General features: G+C 50.5%; 14 protein-coding genes and 1 pseudogene. 12 read left to right on the top strand and 3 right to left on the bottom strand.

The window, feature by feature from the left end; all coding sequences use genetic code 11:
• The 5 genes and pseudogenes from EKM73_RS00760 to EKM73_RS13000 form a co-directional block, all read left to right on the top strand.
• A pseudogene (locus tag EKM73_RS00760) lies at positions 1-2,217 on the top strand (serine-rich repeat glycoprotein adhesin); the annotation flags it as partial.
• Positions 2,218-2,361: 144 nt separating this feature from the next.
• Positions 2,362-4,002, top strand: a complete 1,641-nt coding sequence (locus tag EKM73_RS00755) for a glycosyl transferase family 1 (RefSeq protein WP_125700100.1) — start codon at positions 2,362-2,364, stop codon at positions 4,000-4,002.
• 13 nt (positions 4,003-4,015) lie between these two features.
• The gene (locus EKM73_RS00750) at positions 4,016-4,219 is read left to right on the top strand and encodes a hypothetical protein (protein ID WP_020088831.1); all 204 of its coding nucleotides are present in this window, start codon (positions 4,016-4,018) and stop codon (positions 4,217-4,219) included.
• Between the two features lie 27 nt (positions 4,220-4,246).
• A complete protein-coding gene (locus tag EKM73_RS00745) occupies positions 4,247-5,752 on the top strand; it encodes a glycosyltransferase (protein WP_125700099.1) in 1,506 nt (501 codons plus the stop codon).
• 58 nt (positions 5,753-5,810) lie between these two features.
• Positions 5,811-6,629, top strand: coding sequence for a CatB-related O-acetyltransferase (locus EKM73_RS13000; protein ID WP_125700098.1), 819 nt, complete (start codon positions 5,811-5,813; stop codon positions 6,627-6,629).
• 171 nt (positions 6,630-6,800) lie between these two features.
• Here the strand turns inward: EKM73_RS13000 and EKM73_RS00735 are convergent, their stop codons facing one another.
• Positions 6,801-7,427, bottom strand: coding sequence for a copper homeostasis protein CutC (locus tag EKM73_RS00735; RefSeq protein WP_125700097.1), 627 nt, complete (start codon positions 7,425-7,427; stop codon positions 6,801-6,803).
• An 89-nt stretch (positions 7,428-7,516) separates the two neighbouring features.
• On the opposite strand from EKM73_RS00735, the gene EKM73_RS00730 reads away from it, so the two are divergent.
• Entirely contained in the window at positions 7,517-8,713 is a 1,197-nt protein-coding gene (locus EKM73_RS00730) for an AI-2E family transporter (protein WP_125700096.1), read from the top strand.
• Complete coding sequence (locus EKM73_RS00725; RefSeq protein WP_125700095.1) at positions 8,700-9,551, top strand: methyltransferase domain-containing protein; 852 nt, start codon at positions 8,700-8,702, stop codon at positions 9,549-9,551. Before EKM73_RS00730 ends, EKM73_RS00725 begins: the two co-directional genes overlap by 14 nt.
• A gap of 103 nt (positions 9,552-9,654) precedes the next feature.
• Here EKM73_RS00725 and EKM73_RS00720 read toward each other — a convergent pair whose 3' ends face one another.
• Complete coding sequence (locus EKM73_RS00720; RefSeq protein ID WP_191988603.1) at positions 9,655-9,927, bottom strand: hypothetical protein; 273 nt, start codon at positions 9,925-9,927, stop codon at positions 9,655-9,657.
• 268 nt (positions 9,928-10,195) lie between these two features.
• On the opposite strand from EKM73_RS00720, the gene EKM73_RS00715 reads away from it, so the two are divergent.
• The 3 genes from EKM73_RS00715 to EKM73_RS00705 all read left to right on the top strand — a co-directional run bounded on the left by EKM73_RS00715 (position 10,196) and on the right by EKM73_RS00705 (position 13,563).
• Positions 10,196-10,708: a tRNA (cytidine(34)-2'-O)-methyltransferase gene (locus tag EKM73_RS00715; protein ID WP_125700094.1), complete on the top strand. Its 513-nt coding sequence runs from the start codon at positions 10,196-10,198 to the stop codon at positions 10,706-10,708.
• A gap of 27 nt (positions 10,709-10,735) precedes the next feature.
• A complete protein-coding gene (locus EKM73_RS00710) occupies positions 10,736-13,090 on the top strand; it encodes a DNA translocase FtsK (protein WP_125700093.1) in 2,355 nt (784 codons plus the stop codon).
• A gap of 110 nt (positions 13,091-13,200) precedes the next feature.
• Entirely contained in the window at positions 13,201-13,563 is a 363-nt protein-coding gene (locus EKM73_RS00705; protein WP_125700092.1) for a hypothetical protein, read from the top strand.
• A gap of 348 nt (positions 13,564-13,911) precedes the next feature.
• Here EKM73_RS00705 and EKM73_RS00700 read toward each other — a convergent pair whose 3' ends face one another.
• Positions 13,912-14,028, bottom strand: coding sequence for a DUF4044 domain-containing protein (locus tag EKM73_RS00700; protein ID WP_020088822.1), 117 nt, complete (start codon positions 14,026-14,028; stop codon positions 13,912-13,914).
• A gap of 170 nt (positions 14,029-14,198) precedes the next feature.
• Between EKM73_RS00700 and EKM73_RS00695 the strand changes: the two genes are divergently transcribed.
• On the top strand, positions 14,199-14,552 hold the full coding sequence (locus tag EKM73_RS00695) for a DUF3397 family protein (RefSeq protein ID WP_125700091.1): 354 nt from the start codon (positions 14,199-14,201) through the stop codon (positions 14,550-14,552).
• A 200-nt stretch (positions 14,553-14,752) separates the two neighbouring features.
• Positions 14,753-15,184, top strand: a complete 432-nt coding sequence (gene mraZ / locus EKM73_RS00690) for a division/cell wall cluster transcriptional repressor MraZ (protein ID WP_020088820.1) — start codon at positions 14,753-14,755, stop codon at positions 15,182-15,184.

Genomic DNA, 15,184 nt, shown 5'->3' with positions numbered 1-15,184 from the left:
TCTGACTCCGACAGCGACTCAGACTCTGATAGTGATTCCGATAGCGATAGCGACTCCGATTCCGACAGTGATTCTGACTCAGACAGTGATTCAGACTCTGACAGTGATTCCGATAGCGATAGCGACTCGGATAGCGATAGTGACTCTGACAGCGACAGTGACTCCGACTCCGACAGTGACTCAGATAGCGACAGCGACTCAGATAGCGACAGTGATTCTGACTCCGACAGCGATTCGGATTCTGATAGTGACTCAGACTCGGACAGTGACTCCGATTCCGATAGTGACTCGGATTCCGACAGTGATTCTGACTCCGACAGCGATTCCGACTCCGATAGTGACTCCGACTCGGACAGTGACTCGGATTCCGATAGTGACTCGGATTCCGATAGCGACTCCGATTCCGACAGTGATTCTGACAGCGACAGTGACTCCGACAGCGACAGTGATTCAGATTCCGACAGTGATTCGGACTCAGACAGTGATTCCGATAGTGATTCGGACTCAGACAGCGATTCGGACTCCGACAGTGATTCCGATTCTGATAGTGATTCCGATTCTGACAGTGATTCAGACTCCGACAGCGACTCGGACTCCGACAGTGATTCAGACTCCGACAGCGACTCCGATTCCGATAGTGATTCAGACTCCGACAGTGATTCCGATTCTGACAGTGATTCTGACTCCGACAGCGATTCGGACTCCGACAGTGACTCGGATTCTGACAGCGACTCCGATTCCGACAGCGATTCGGACTCAGACAGTGATTCGGACTCCGACAGTGACTCGGATTCTGACAGCGATTCCGACTCCGATAGTGACTCAGACTCGGACAGTGACTCAGACTCGGACAGTGACTCAGACTCCGACAGTGATTCAGACAGCGACAGCGATTCGGATTCCGACAGTGATTCCGATTCCGATAGTGATTCAGATTCTGACAGCGATTCGGATTCCGATAGTGATTCAGATTCTGACAGCGATTCTGACTCCGACAGTGACTCGGATTCCGACAGCGACAGTGACTCAGATTCCGACAGTGATTCTGACTCCGACAGCGACTCTGACTCCGACAGCGATTCGGACTCAGGCAGTGATTCTGACTCCGATAGCGATTCAGATTCCGACAGCGACTCGGACTCCGATAGTGATTCAGACTCCGACAGTGACTCAGATAGCGACAGTGATTCTGACTCAGACAGTGATTCCGATTCCGATAGTGATTCAGACTCCGACAGCGACTCCGATTCCGACAGTGATTCTGACAGCGACAGTGACTCAGATTCTGATAGTGACTCCGACTCCGATAGTGATTCAGACTCCGATAGTGACTCCGATTCAGACAGCGATTCGGATTCCGATAGCGACTCAGACTCAGACAGCGATTCGGATTCCGACAGTGATTCCGATTCAGATAGTGACTCGGATTCAGATAGTGACTCGGACTCTGACAGCGATTCAGATTCCGATAGTGATTCAGATAGCGACAGTGACTCCGACTCAGACAGTGATTCAGACTCAGACAGCGATTCAGATTCTGATAGTGACTCCGATAGCGATAGTGATTCCGACTCTGACAGCGACAGCGATTCGGATTCCGACAGTGATTCCGATTCCGACAGCGATTCGGATTCCGATAGCGATAGTGATTCAGATTCCGACGGCGATTCTGACTCTGAAGGCGGATCAGACTCTGACAGCGATTCAGATGCTGATGGCGGTTCTGGTTCAAATGGTGGCAACGGCTCTGGTTCAAACGGCGGTGGCTCTGGCACCGGTAGCGGAAGCAATGGTGGTGCTGGTTCAACTACTGGCTCAACTGGTAGCACAGGTACTGGGACGACTGGTACCGGGACGACTACTGGAACGATCGGTGCTACGGCAACCCCCATGGGTTACGCAGCAAGTGCAACACCAACGACTGCTAACGGTTCCCAACCAGCTGTAACGAATTTGACCAGTCCAACTTCTGACACTAATGACAAGGCTTCGGCCAACGATTCATCAGACAAGAAGACAACTGACAAGTCCAATGCTTCGAAGAGTGGAGCTGCTGCTAGTCCATCAACTGGTGACAGTGCTGATTCCAGTCAAGATTCGCAAAACGACGGGAACAACCTGACACTTTGGGGCTCCATCCTGGCAGCTATTGCAGCTGTAACTGGAGGCTCATGGTGGTACTTCGGGGGCAAAGGTGGGAAGCATGGTGACAATTAACAATCGTTCTCACAAAAGTAGTAAATAGTAACAAAGTGGTTTAAAAGTGGATATACTTGATATATCCAGACGGGTCCCCTTTGGGTCAAACTGGGGGGACTCTTATATTAGAAAAAATAATTAAGGTGAGGGGCGGTTCTATCCATGAAAAAGGCAGTGATTAAGGAACTTCGTGAGGCGCTTATGGCGCAGGGAACAACTAAAGATCAAGCAACGGGTAAGGTATCACTGGCACTGTCTGTCTCCGATAAACGGCACCGAGCGAAGACGACATTTATTCGGGCAACTAGTATGGATCTTGCGTGGAAGACAGTCACTGAAATCCTGGCGCCGGCACCACAAGACTCTTGGATCCGGGTTGAAACAATCAACAGTCTTCAACGACGGCCATTAGCAGACTTGCAACAAGATTTAAAAGTCATGACCCGTATGAACTTCTGGCGGCGTGGGGTCAGCTTCGATCCGGACTTAAAAACGGCGTTGCTTGAGATGGAAATCAACGGCCACGAATTCTTTCATCCAGGTAAGGATCATCAAGTTGGTAAGAATGCTTCTGATATGTGGATTGATTTTAAGGCGATTACTGACTACCTGCAGGAACGAGATGGGCAAGATGTCCCAGATATGGCAGCCAGTCAGTACATTTGGAGCTTCAACACGGTAGGTATCTTCACTGATGGCCAACAGATTTGGCCATTGTCTACACGTGAAGACGGGACAACTGGGGTCCGTTTGCTACAGAATCCCAAGCAAGAAATTCAGACGTATTTGACGGCCGGGGAAGCCTACCTTGCTCGCCAGATCGATGACGATGGCAAATTTGTTTACGGTTACTTTCCAGCAATACAACGGGTATTGACCAACTACAATAGTGTCCGCCATTTCTCGTCAATCTATGCACTGATGGAAGCAATTGCTGCTACCGGCAGTGATGATGATATTACGAAGGCCCGCACCGCGTTGCAATGGGGCATTGAACATCTGACTGTGGTCAAGGACGACGCTTGTTTTGCCATTGAGCACCCCAAGAATGGGACGCCAGAAATTAAGCTTGGTGCACAAGCGATGCTGATTCTGGCCCTGTGCAAGTACCAGGAGGTCACCAAGGATTCACAGTTTGAAAAGGTGGCGCGCCAAGCCTTTCGCGGGGTAGTTGCTTTCCGCCAGCCAACTGGACGCTTTAATCACGTCTTGAACCCTGATCTGACGGTCAAGGATAGCTTCCGAATTATCTACTATGAGGGAGAGATTGCCTTCGCTCTGATTCGGTTGTTCGAATTAACTGGTGATGCTGAAATCGGTCAACAGGCGCAACAGACGCTGAACTTCATGGTTGAAAATGATTTTGGCAAGTACCATGATCATTGGATCGCCTACGCTTCGAACGAAGCCGTACAGGCGTTTCCTACCAACCGTGATTACATGGCCATGGGCTTACAGAATGCCTTCAGTAATCTAGACTTTATTGAGGCACAAGTCAGCCCACACCCAACGCGTCTGGAGCTGTTGAACGCGACGGTCCGCTTGATCGATGTTATTCGGCGGACGGACAACGAGGACTTGCTGGAAAAATACGATGTCCAGCATTTGCGAGAAGTATGGCAACGCCGGGCAGAGCATGAGCTGGTGACTGGTGCCTTTGAACCAGAAGTGGCGATGTTCTTCTACCGGCCAAGCAAGTTCTACGGGGGCTTCTTCACCCGGAATGATCATTTCCGTACCCGAATCGATGATTGCGAGCATTTCCTGTCAGGCTTGATTAACTATTACAACTACAAATATTAGGAGGCGGCGGCCAGTGATTATCTTAGCGAATATTTTTGCCTATAAGAAAGTTCAAATGTTTATCCGAATGTCCATTTATATCGTGTTGGGGATCGTGGTCTTGGTCGTGCGCCATCATAATAAGAAAAAGACCCGTAAGCGCATGGATGAAAAGACAGAGTACATGATGAAACATACCAAAAAGGATGCAAACGGCAAGTATCCGTGGGAAATTTAACGGTTCACGCGAATTGGGGGTAGTAGGATGAATTACTTTGTGGGTGCGTATTTGAATGCTAAATTAACCGGCATCGAGAAGGCTCAGGTCAATCGAGTCAAGTTATTTGTGGACGCGGGGTGGTCTGCGCGCTGTGTCTATACGACATACAATCCAAAGATTCACGCCAACGCGGCGAAGTTTGGGTTGGATGGTCAGTGCTTCACACTATATGACTACTTTCAAGAGGCTACCGATGATCAGTTAGCACCGGCTAAGAATTGGGTTGACTACTGGGAAACGACCTGTCATTTTCGGCTAGAGTTCGTCGATATCGCCCCGGACGTCCGTGTATATGATGAGCAGGATCGCTATGTAGCTTACGTTCACTTCAGTGATAAGGCTTATCAACATCCGGATTACGTGAACTACTTCGACAGTGATCACCAGAAGGTTAAGCGTGATCTCTACGACTCCCGTGGCTTTTTGAGTCAGACTAAGTATTTGAAAGAACAGCAGCGGGTGCAAGCCGAGATCTTTTACAATCGTGAAGGTCAGGTCAAAATTGAGCGGACTTATCGTGAGGTTAAGGGGCAGACCGTTCTGAAGCGGATTATCCTGAAAGATTTTCAGCAACGCGATTGGTTCTTCGACACCGAGGAGGAACTGCAGACGTTCTTCTTCAATACTTTATACGAGGATGGCGACGTTTATTTCTGCGATAAGAACGGGTATATCGGGCAGGCGATGGCGAACACGGCGGATAACGTTAAGGTGTGTGCCGTTTTTCACAGTACGCATGCTCGCGAACAGACCGATGTCGTGGGTTCCAAACTGAAGAGTTCCTACCGAGTACCGCTGTCACAGCCAGAAAAGTTCGATCGGTTCGTGGTCTCAACGACCTTACAAAAGCAGGATCTATTGGCCAGATTTGATAACTTGCCACCGATCGACGTGATTCCAGTGGGGTATATTCAGGCCAATAAAGTTAGTCTACGAAAAAAGCAACCCCACAGGATCATTGGGGTTGCGCGGTTCTCGCCAGAAAAACAGGTCTTGCATCAGATCCAGGTAGTTGAACGCTTAGTCGATGAATTTCCTGACGTTGAACTTCATCTGTTTGGTTTCGGCGGTCAGGCTGACGAGAAACAATTGCGGGATTACGTGGCCGAACATAATCTGGTGAAACACGTCTTCTTCCGTGGCTTTGTCACGGATCTGTCGGCAGAGTATGCCCAAGCGTCGTTGGAAATGGTGACGAGCAATGAAGAGGGCTTTTCACTGGCAACTCTTGAAGCCTTGAGCTTTGCGGTACCTGTCATTAGTTATGATATTCGCTATGGCCCCACCGAAATGATCGAAGACGGCGTTAACGGTAACCTCGTCGAACGCGATAATGTGGACATTCTTTACTGGAAGGTGCGCTCGTATCTGCGTGATGTCAAGCTGCAGAAGACCTACATGAAGAACAGCTTGCGACTCGCCAAGCGTTACACGGTGGCGGTAACCACGGAAAAGTGGCGGACGTTACTGACTAGTTTGCAAGAACATTAGTCACCAGCCCCTGGGGTGGTGCCCCTTGTTGCGGTGACAGTAAGTTGGGGGGATTTAGATGGCTACTGTGATTCAAGGCGTCACATTTTTTCAGGACAAACTGACCTATCAAGTTACGCATAGACGTCGGCTGGTCCCGTTTACACCAGAAGTAGCGACGTTGCTCCGTGAACGTCAGATTTTTACCTTTCTCAACGGTCAGCACGTGCGTTTTTCGCCGGGAACTATGCTGACAGTAAGTCATAACGTCTCGCTTGAGCCTTACACGACGTTTCCCGTTGGTGAGCGGCTCTATCCCATGGGCGCGTTCAGTTATTCACGGAGTGTGTTGCCGGTAAATACAATCGTGGGGCGGTACACGTCGATTGCGACGGGCGTTAGCCGGATGGGTGCCAATCATCCGCTTCACCGGTTTACGACGTCCAGCGTGACCTATGAGCAGCACAGTACGGCACGTAATGCCTATCTGGCGACTCACCCGACTGAATTTGAAACTGCCGACGAGGTACCCGTGGTCGACTTACCAGTAATCATTGGCAACGATGTGTGGATCGGGCAGGACGTGACTTTTGCTTCATCGGGGATTACGGTCAACGATGGTGCTGTGGTTGCAGCGAATGCAGTGGTTACCAAGGATGTGCCGCCGTATGCGATTGTGGCCGGCAATCCGGCCCGCATCGTTAAATATCGCTTCGACCTCGCCACGATTCAGCGGCTGCTGGCGTTGCGGTGGTGGCAGTATGATTTTGGTCAATTCACCACGGTGAAGTCTGACGATGAGATCAACATCTTTATTGATAAGGTTACAGCGCTACAAGCGGCAGGGCAGTTACAGCCATTTCAGCCGCCAGTTGTGACGCTGACTGATTTTACTTAATAGGAGACAGTGGGCATGCGAGCAAATGGGTTGAGCCAGTCACGAAGAGTTTCTCTCGAGAGATGCGTTTCTCCTGGGGACAATTGCATGCGGCAACTCGTGGCTTGGTGGGTGTTCGTGGATTGTAAAAGGGCTTCATCGCTGGTCAACAGCGGTGAAGCCCTTAGGTGTTTAGAGTGCTAAAACTTTCTTACCATAGAAAAGGTTGGTTCCCAACTGATCAGCAATCCCCTTGATCTCGTTAGCGGTAACGCCAGCGGGAATCATGGTAAGACCCACGGAGTCTGTCAGTCGTTTGGTCATGGTCCAATCTTCCAAGCGGTTCTCATTAGCGAGACCAGTGCTCAGAATGTGCTCGAAGCCTTGATCGGCTAACCAATCTACAGCGGCGCCACGGTCTTGCGGGCGAATCTGGTCGAACGCCGTGCTAAAGGTCATGGTCATCCCGCCAGCAGCGGCAATCAGGGGACGCAGGGCCTCCTGGTCGAGATGATGTTGGCGGTCGAGAGCACCGAAGATGGCACCATCCACACCGAGTTGCTGAGCCTCTAGCAGGTCGGCTTCCATCATCTTCAGCTCAACATCATCGTAAGGGCTGTGACCACCGCGAGGAGCGATCACAACGTCCAGCGTGACTTGGTGTTCGTGGGCGTAACGAACGGCTTCACCCATGACCCCCTTACTAATGGTGGTACCACCGACTGCCAAGTTATCGGCTAAGGCGACGCGTTTGGCACCAGCCTCGACGGCAGCGGGGAGTTGCGGATAATTCTCTAGTAACGGTTCAACTAACAGCAAAATCGTCAATCCTTTCTCAAGTTAGAAATTCGTCAATGGCACTGACGATATGGTACAATGAACGCACTCTATTAACGGGAGTGAAGTTATTGAAATCAGATACACGTAAAACACGTTCCTGGTTCTGGAACTGGGTCGTGAATAATCGTTTAGTTTCGATACTAACAATTACGCTTCTTATTTTACTCATTTTACTAGTCTTAAGTAAAGTCCCATGGCTCGCCACACCGTTTGTTTTGGTCTGGCAGATCGTCGGGTTACCAATTATTCTTGCTGGCGTCGGCTACTATTTACTAAATCCGCTGGTCGACCTTTTGGAAAAACGTCACATTGGCCGAACCTGGTCGACCCTAGGACTCTTCGTGATCATCGCCCTGTTACTGGTCTGGGGAATCGGGAGCCTTATTCCAATGGTTCAGCGACAGCTGACGACCTTGATTGCCGAGTGGCCGCACTATTGGCGAGACGCTACCAATATGGTTTCAACGTGGCTCCAAGATGATCGGTTGAGCGGCTTGAAGTCGCAACTGGACCAATTCAATCAGCAATTGTCCGATAGCTCTTCAGCGGCCGTTTCGAGCTTCGCGCAGAGTACGGTCAGCTCGGTTGGCGGTATCGTCAGCCGGGTCGTCTCGATTGCGGTTGGCGTGATTACCGCGCCGTTTATTCTGTTCTATCTGTTGCGAGACGGCCACCAGCTACCGGATTACCTGGCCAAAGTTTTGCCAATCAAACATCGGCAATCGGCTAAGCATCTTTTAGTGGAAATGAATCGGCAAGTCAGTAACTACGTGCGGGGACAGTTGATCGTGGCGTTTATCGTTGCGATGTTGTTCTACGTTGGTTTCTTAATCGTTGGCTTGCGTTTCGCCTTGCTGCTGGGAATTGTGGCGGGCGTACTGAACCTGGTGCCTTACCTGGGCTCTTTCCTGGCCATGGTACCGGCTGTCGTAGTGGCTGCCTTTGTGTCCCCCTGGATGTTGGTGAAAGTGCTGATCGTATTCATCGTTGAACAAACGCTGGAAGGTCGGCTCATTTCACCCTTCGTTCTGGGAAGCTCACTCAAAATTCATCCATTAACGATTATTTTTATTTTACTGATTTCCGGGAAAGCCTTTGGCGTGCTCGGTGTGATTCTGGGGATTCCAGGATACGCCGTGATTCGCGTCGCTGCGACCGAAAGTTTCCAATGGTACCGCCAGTTTGTGGGCGGCTACGATGAAGCAACGGAAGCACCGGCACCCGTGACTGAACAAGGAGAAACGACACCTGATGAAAAAGATTGATGAAGCGGCCGCGTTCCTAACGGCCCATGTAAACTTATTCCGCTGCCCCGTGTGCTTGGCTCCATACGACCACGTTGACGGGCACAGCTTGGTCTGTCCCAACGGCCACAACGTTGACCTCTCAAAGAAGGGGACCCTGTACTTCATGCAACGGGCAGTCGAGAGTGAATACGACAATGACATGTTAGCCGCTCGGCGACGCATGCTGCAAGCAGGGCTCTTTGCTGGAATCACTGAAGAGTTTGCCGCACAGATGCCGGCTAGCCCCCAAACGATTCTGGACGTGGGATGTGGCGAAGGGACGCCGTTGGCCGATGTGCTACAACGACGCGATAACCGCGACACGGTGATTGGTTTTGACCTCTCCAAACCCGGCATTAATTTGGCAACCCAGCTGGGCGGACCCGCATTCTTCTGCGTGGCCGACTTAGCGCAAATGCCATTTAGCGACGGCGCCTTCACCACGGTGTTAGACCTCTTCTCACCATCGGCTTACAAGGAGTTCAATCGGGTCATTGCCCCAGGTGGTCACTTACTGAAGGTGATTCCAAACTCAGATTACCTGATTGAGTTGCGACAGGCCATTTTCCCAGCGGGGAGTGCCCACGCGACCTATGATAATGGAAATGTCTTAGGCTTGTTCAAGCAACATTATCCAGAGGCAACCGCACAACGGATTCGTTACCAGGTGCCAGTTCCGACCGACTTGTTTGCGGATCTCATGTTGATGACACCGATGCACTGGGGAGCCGATGAGGCCCAACTGGCGCAGGTCAAGGCCAACCCGTTCGCCCACATCACGGTCGACGTGACCTTGTTAAGTACGCAAGTGAATTAGACGAAACGTTAAAGAATCTTACGCAAAAAGCTTGCGAACCTGACAGAGCGGTGTTATATTTACCAATGAGAAATCGTTTGGCGGTCGACATCAGCGCAAGCTGTTAGCGACTGACAAGTAGCACTTCACTAAAGCAGCCCCTCGCCGTGCCCACACCGAGGAACTGCTTTTTTTCTGCGCTGAGGTTAAAAATCGTGGTGTCACAGTCGCCTGCGGCTGCCAGAATTCCGCCTGCTGTGGGGACCGCTTCCAGCCATAAGACGGGCTTCCAGCTTGCCTTAAAGCCACACAAAAGTCGTGTGTCTTCAAGGTCATCCCATGCTGTAAGTCCGGGATAAAGCGCCCGAACTAACACCATCGTCACGGCTGGCTCCATTCTGGCTGCCTCCGTCTTGGATTGAGTTTACCTCAGCACCTCGAAAAGCGGTTCTACTGTGTGACGTACATATAGACACGTGAGCTTTTGTGGTTTCAAGTCGACCTGAAAGCCCGTCTTTTGGCTGGAAGCGGTCCCCATAGCAGGTGGAACCCCTAGCTGCCGTCGGCGATGCCAGCGATAAATTTGGACCCTTGTCAAAAGCCTACCAGAATGGCTATAATGATGGAACAGAACGAATGTTTGATAGACAGAACGGAGAGAGAGTATGACTAACCATATTGCCTTATTTGAACCACTTTTTCCTGCTAACACGGGGAACATTGCCCGGACGTGTGCCGGGACCGATACGATTTTAGATTTGATCAAACCCCTGGGATTCTCAGTGGACGACGCCCATTTGAAGCGGGCCGGCCTGGACTACTGGGATAAAGTTGACGTGCGTTATCACGAAAACTTACCAGAATTTTTGGCGTCGATTCCCGATCCAACCCAGCTATACTTAGTGTCAAAATTTGCGGATCAGGACTATACCGAACCCGATTACAGTCTGAACGATAATGATCATTACTTCCTATTCGGCAAGGAAACGACTGGGTTACCCGAGCCCTTCATGCGGAAAAACGCCGAGAAATGTATTCGGATTCCCCAAGATGACACCCATATTCGGGCACTCAACCTGTCAAATTCGGCCGCAATCGTGATTTACGAAGTCCTGCGGCAACAACAATTTCCAAAGCTGGAACGGGTCCATAAGTATCCACACGATAAATTGAAATAATTTTGAAAAACGAAAGGGGGCCGCTTCTTGGCTACGAAACGAAAGACGTCACGGCGCCGGCCAACTAAACGTAAGCCGACCAAGCGGCGGACAACGAAAAAGCAGCCTTTTCCGTACACCAGCAATGTGGTTGGTTTAGTGTTACTAGCATTAGCGGCACTGGGGCTCTTTAATTTAGGCTTGTTAGGAACGCTATGGGCTAACTTAATTCGTCTATTCATTGGGGATACCTACCAATTTGGGCTGGTTTTGATTGGGGCCGTCGGTGCGGCGTTGACCGTCACCAGCGTCTTGCCGCATTTGAAACGCCACTATTGGATAGGTGGTGGCTTGATCTATGGCGGGTGGCTGCTGTGGATTACCGCCAATCACTTTATTGAAGTCAACCAACACAGTCAATTCTTGGCGACCACCTGGCAATCCGGCTTGGCCGACCTGTGGAGTGGCGGCTTAACCTCACAACTCGGTGGTGGGGCCATCGGGGCCTTTGAGCTGAGTATTGTTGCTTGGCTGATCGCCTTAGTGGGGGCACAGGTTGCCTCTTGGCTGATCATGATCGGTGGGGTCATCGTCTTCTTCCAGATTCCCTTTGCTGATATTCAACGCTGGTTGCAAACCATTTGGCAGACGCTGCATCACGGCGTCCAAGCCAGTAGCGATGCCTTGAAACGTGGTAATGAGAAGGTTCAGCAGCAACGTGAAAAGCGCGCGGCGGTTAAACCTAAACCCGCCAAACCAGCCATTATGACGCCAATGGACCCGGATGCCAAGGATTTGCCGACGCCCCGTGCAGAGGCCAAATCAGCCGCACCGGAGCCGAGTTACCACATTACGGTGGCGAACGAACAACCCAAGGTGCCGGCCAGTGCGGCACCAGCGGATTCAGCTGATGCCGATGATACTGAGGCTAGCCTAGTCAATAGTACGCCGGTCGATCCGAACTACCAGTTGCCCACGGCGGATCTGTTAAAACAGGTGCCACCAACTGATCAGACGGAAGAAGTTAACGCTATCGATGCCAACACCAAGATTTTAAAGCAGACGCTGGATAGCTTTGGGGTGGACGCCGAAGTGAAGAACGTCAGTCTGGGACCGTCCGTGACCGAGTATGAATTGCATCCGGCCATTGGAGTCAAGGTTTCACGGATCGTTAATTTGGCGGATGATCTCGCATTGGCGCTGGCAGCCAAAGGTATTCGGATTCAGGCGCCGATTCCAGGGAAATCTCTGATTGGTATCGAAGTGCCTAACAAGGAAGTTTCGACCGTAGCCTTTAGGGACGTGGTCGAGGCCCAACCGGCACATCCGAATAAGCCGTTACAGGTCCCACTGGGGCGTAACGTTACCGGTCAGGTCGTCAGTATGGATCTCACCAAGATGCCCCATCTTCTGATTGCTGGGGCAACTGGGAGTGGGAAATCCGTGGCCATCAACGGCATCATTACCAGTATTTTAATGAACGCTCGGCCGGATCAAGTTAAGCTAATGTTGATCGACCCCAAGAAGGTTGAACTCAGTGTGTACAATGGCATTCCCCACCTCCTGACACCGGTGGTTTCTGAACCGAAGAAGGCGGCGCGGGCGCTACACAAGGTTGTGGCAGAAATGGAACGCCGCTACGAACTCTTTTCACAGTTCGGGCAGCGGAAAATTTCAAGCTATAATGCCTTTGTCCAGAAGGCAAATGCGGAGGATGATCAGGCGCGGCCGACCTTGCCTTACATCGTCGTTGTCGTCGATGAATTGGCCGACTTGATGATGACCGTTTCCAGCGAAGTGGAAGACGCCATTATTCGGCTGGCACAGATGGGGCGGGCTGCCGGGGTCCATATGATTCTAGCCACGCAACGGCCCTCGGTTGACGTTATTACCGGTCTGATCAAGGCCAACGTGCCATCTCGGATTGCCTTTGCTGTGTCCAGCGGAATTGATTCACGGACAATCCTCGACACCAACGGTGCGGAAAAACTACTCGGTCGGGGGGATATGCTCTATCAGCCAGTTGACGCCAATTCGCCAGTCCGGGTGCAGGGGGCGTTTATTCCCGACGAGGACGTATCGAACGTGGTCGACTTCATCAAGCAGCAACAGACTGCGGACTACGATGAAGACATGATGGTCACTGACGAGGAGATTCAGCAGGAAGACGCTGGTGACAGTGATGACGAGCTTTTCGATGACGCGTTAAAATTTGTAGTCGATCAGCAGAAGGCCAGCACGTCACTCCTGCAACGACGCTTCCGGATTGGTTACAACCGGGCGGCACGGATCATGGACGATCTGGAACAGCGTGGCTATATTGGCCCACAGGAGGGGAGTAAACCCCGCCAGGTCTACAAGCAACCCGACAGTTCGGCTGACCAGCCGGATTCGTCCGAGTAGCCTTGTAACTTAACTAAATAACTTTACCAAGTCTCCTTCTAGCCGTCGCAATCGTTGGTCGGCACAGTTAATGGGCGTATCCTATTAACTAAATGGGGGAGGCTTTTTCTATGGATTTGGGGACGAGGTCTAACTGGGCTGAAGATGTCGGCGAACGATTCTTCACGGTGATAGCGGTCTTCTTGCCGGGTGGTCAAACAAAGAAAAAAGAGCGGGCGACTCGGCAATGCGCCGATCAGAATATCCGGCGACTGACAGAGAATCTATTGAACAATCCACAGCGAGACATGCAGTGGCAGGCAGACTTTTGTAGCCTACAAGCGTTACTACGACTATATGGCACGTTGGTGACGGACGAATTGGGTGAGGCAGTCGACGCAATTGCTGGTAAGCTCTTAACGGCCATTGAACGGCCGGTGCCTGATCGGCAAGTCATTGCGCAACAATTGGGGGCACTGGTCGATTGTCGATAGCGTGGATGGAACTTTCAAAAATTAAGAGCACTGACTAAATGGGCCTGAGTAAGCGGCAAGTTTAGTCAGTGCTTTTTAGGTAAAAATCGGAGAGGGATGCTTAGATTAGTCCTTCAGAAAAATAGTGGAAATGACGTGATCCCTATAAAAAAAGATGTCAACGCAGGGCGGTCAATTTAGTTAATTCATTTAGTTAACATAATCACAAGCAAAAATAACCGGATTTTCGGTTAAACCTGACGGTGTGTGACGCGTCGTCAGTCCAACCACGTATTTTGGATATTATGCAAAAATAAAAAGGCATCCCACCACAGTATTTTTACCGTGCAGGATGCCTCGTAGCATTAATTAGTTCATGAATGCGGTAATGGCACCGAAAACAAGTGACCCAATTGTTGCAATGATCATGATCCAAACAAAAACGTTGAGAATCTTTTGGAATGTTGATTTCTTTTTCTTTTCCATACGTGAATAGCCACCTCTTTACGTCCCATTTTACTCAACTAGTTTACCGTGGCACCGCTCGAATTGCAACAGCTACAGCGAACTTGTCAAGGAGTTGTTACAAATCTGAATTGCATGTGGTCGCCGAAATCTCTATAATATAACGAAGACTAGCAGTGGGGGGAAGTAAAATGAAGTTTTGGACATCACCGGGAGGCCAACTCGCGATTCTGGCGATTGGGTTTTTGTTAATTCGGGGTGTAAAGACCTTGTTGCGGAAACGCTGGCCCAAGGGCCTCAGTACCTGGGACCTGATGGCACCGCTCTTCTTGTTGGGCGCTCTGAACCTGATTCCCGCCGGCTCAGGGGTCATCATGCCCTGGTTGGTCATCGGCTGGATGGCTATCGGCATCATTGTTGCTGTGCTGCAGGCTGTCCGCAATCATGAAATCCTATACAGCAGCTTCTTCAAGACTTTTTGGCGGTTGACCGACCTGTATTGGTTGTTAGGATTCATTGTATGCTTTTTACTTGTAATTAGTTAGCTAATGCATAAATATTAATAATTTTGATTATGGAACCAGTTTTTTGGTGAAATATGAAGGGCTTTCAGCCGCGGTGAACAAATGTTCGCCGCGGCTTTTTTAAGCTTTGTGGGGAAATTTATAAAAATTCGGAAACGTTGTGGTAGAAAGTGGGGGCATGTGGTAAACTTGACAATAGTTACAAATAGGGGGTAATGGCCATGTTCATGGGCGAATTTGAACATTCAATCGATACCAAAGGCCGACTCATTATCCCCGCGAAATTTCGGGAGCAGCTTGGTGAACAATTTGTGGTGACCCGAGGCATGGATGGTTGTTTATTCGGCTACCCAATGTCCGAGTGGGCAGCGCTGCAAGAAAAATTGAAAGCCTTGCCAGTAAATCGTAAGGATGCTCGGGCCTTTGTCCGTTTTTTCTACTCCGCTGCGACGGAGTGTGAATTGGATAAGCAAGGGCGTATTAATCTACCGAAGTCTTTACAGGACCACGCCGCGTTGTCTAAACAATGTGTCATCGTCGGTGTGGCCAATCGCTTTGAAATTTGGAGTCAAGAACGGTGGGACAAGTTCTCCACCGCCGCCGAAGAAGATTTCGACGATATCGCCGAAAATTTAATCGACTTCGGGATGTAG

This window comes from Levilactobacillus fuyuanensis (assembly GCF_003946395.1).
Classification (GTDB): Bacteria; Bacillota; Bacilli; order Lactobacillales; family Lactobacillaceae; genus Levilactobacillus; species Levilactobacillus fuyuanensis.
This window is presented reverse-complemented; position numbering and strand designations above follow the sequence as displayed.

Coding starts and splice junctions, on each gene's coding strand:
- EKM73_RS00705 (WP_125700092.1), top strand. CDS start 13,201: ATGGATTTGGGGACGAGGTCTAACTGGGCTGAAGATGTCGGCGAACGA.
- EKM73_RS13000 (WP_125700098.1), top strand. CDS start 5,811: ATGGCTACTGTGATTCAAGGCGTCACATTTTTTCAGGACAAACTGACC.
- EKM73_RS00700 (WP_020088822.1), bottom strand. CDS start 14,028: ATGGAAAAGAAAAAGAAATCAACATTCCAAAAGATTCTCAACGTTTTT.
- EKM73_RS00720 (WP_191988603.1), bottom strand. CDS start 9,927: ATGGAGCCAGCCGTGACGATGGTGTTAGTTCGGGCGCTTTATCCCGGA.
- EKM73_RS00715 (WP_125700094.1), top strand. CDS start 10,196: ATGACTAACCATATTGCCTTATTTGAACCACTTTTTCCTGCTAACACG.
- mraZ (WP_020088820.1), top strand. CDS start 14,753: ATGTTCATGGGCGAATTTGAACATTCAATCGATACCAAAGGCCGACTC.
- EKM73_RS00745 (WP_125700099.1), top strand. CDS start 4,247: ATGAATTACTTTGTGGGTGCGTATTTGAATGCTAAATTAACCGGCATC.
- EKM73_RS00725 (WP_125700095.1), top strand. CDS start 8,700: ATGAAAAAGATTGATGAAGCGGCCGCGTTCCTAACGGCCCATGTAAAC.
- EKM73_RS00755 (WP_125700100.1), top strand. CDS start 2,362: ATGAAAAAGGCAGTGATTAAGGAACTTCGTGAGGCGCTTATGGCGCAG.
- EKM73_RS00695 (WP_125700091.1), top strand. CDS start 14,199: ATGAAGTTTTGGACATCACCGGGAGGCCAACTCGCGATTCTGGCGATT.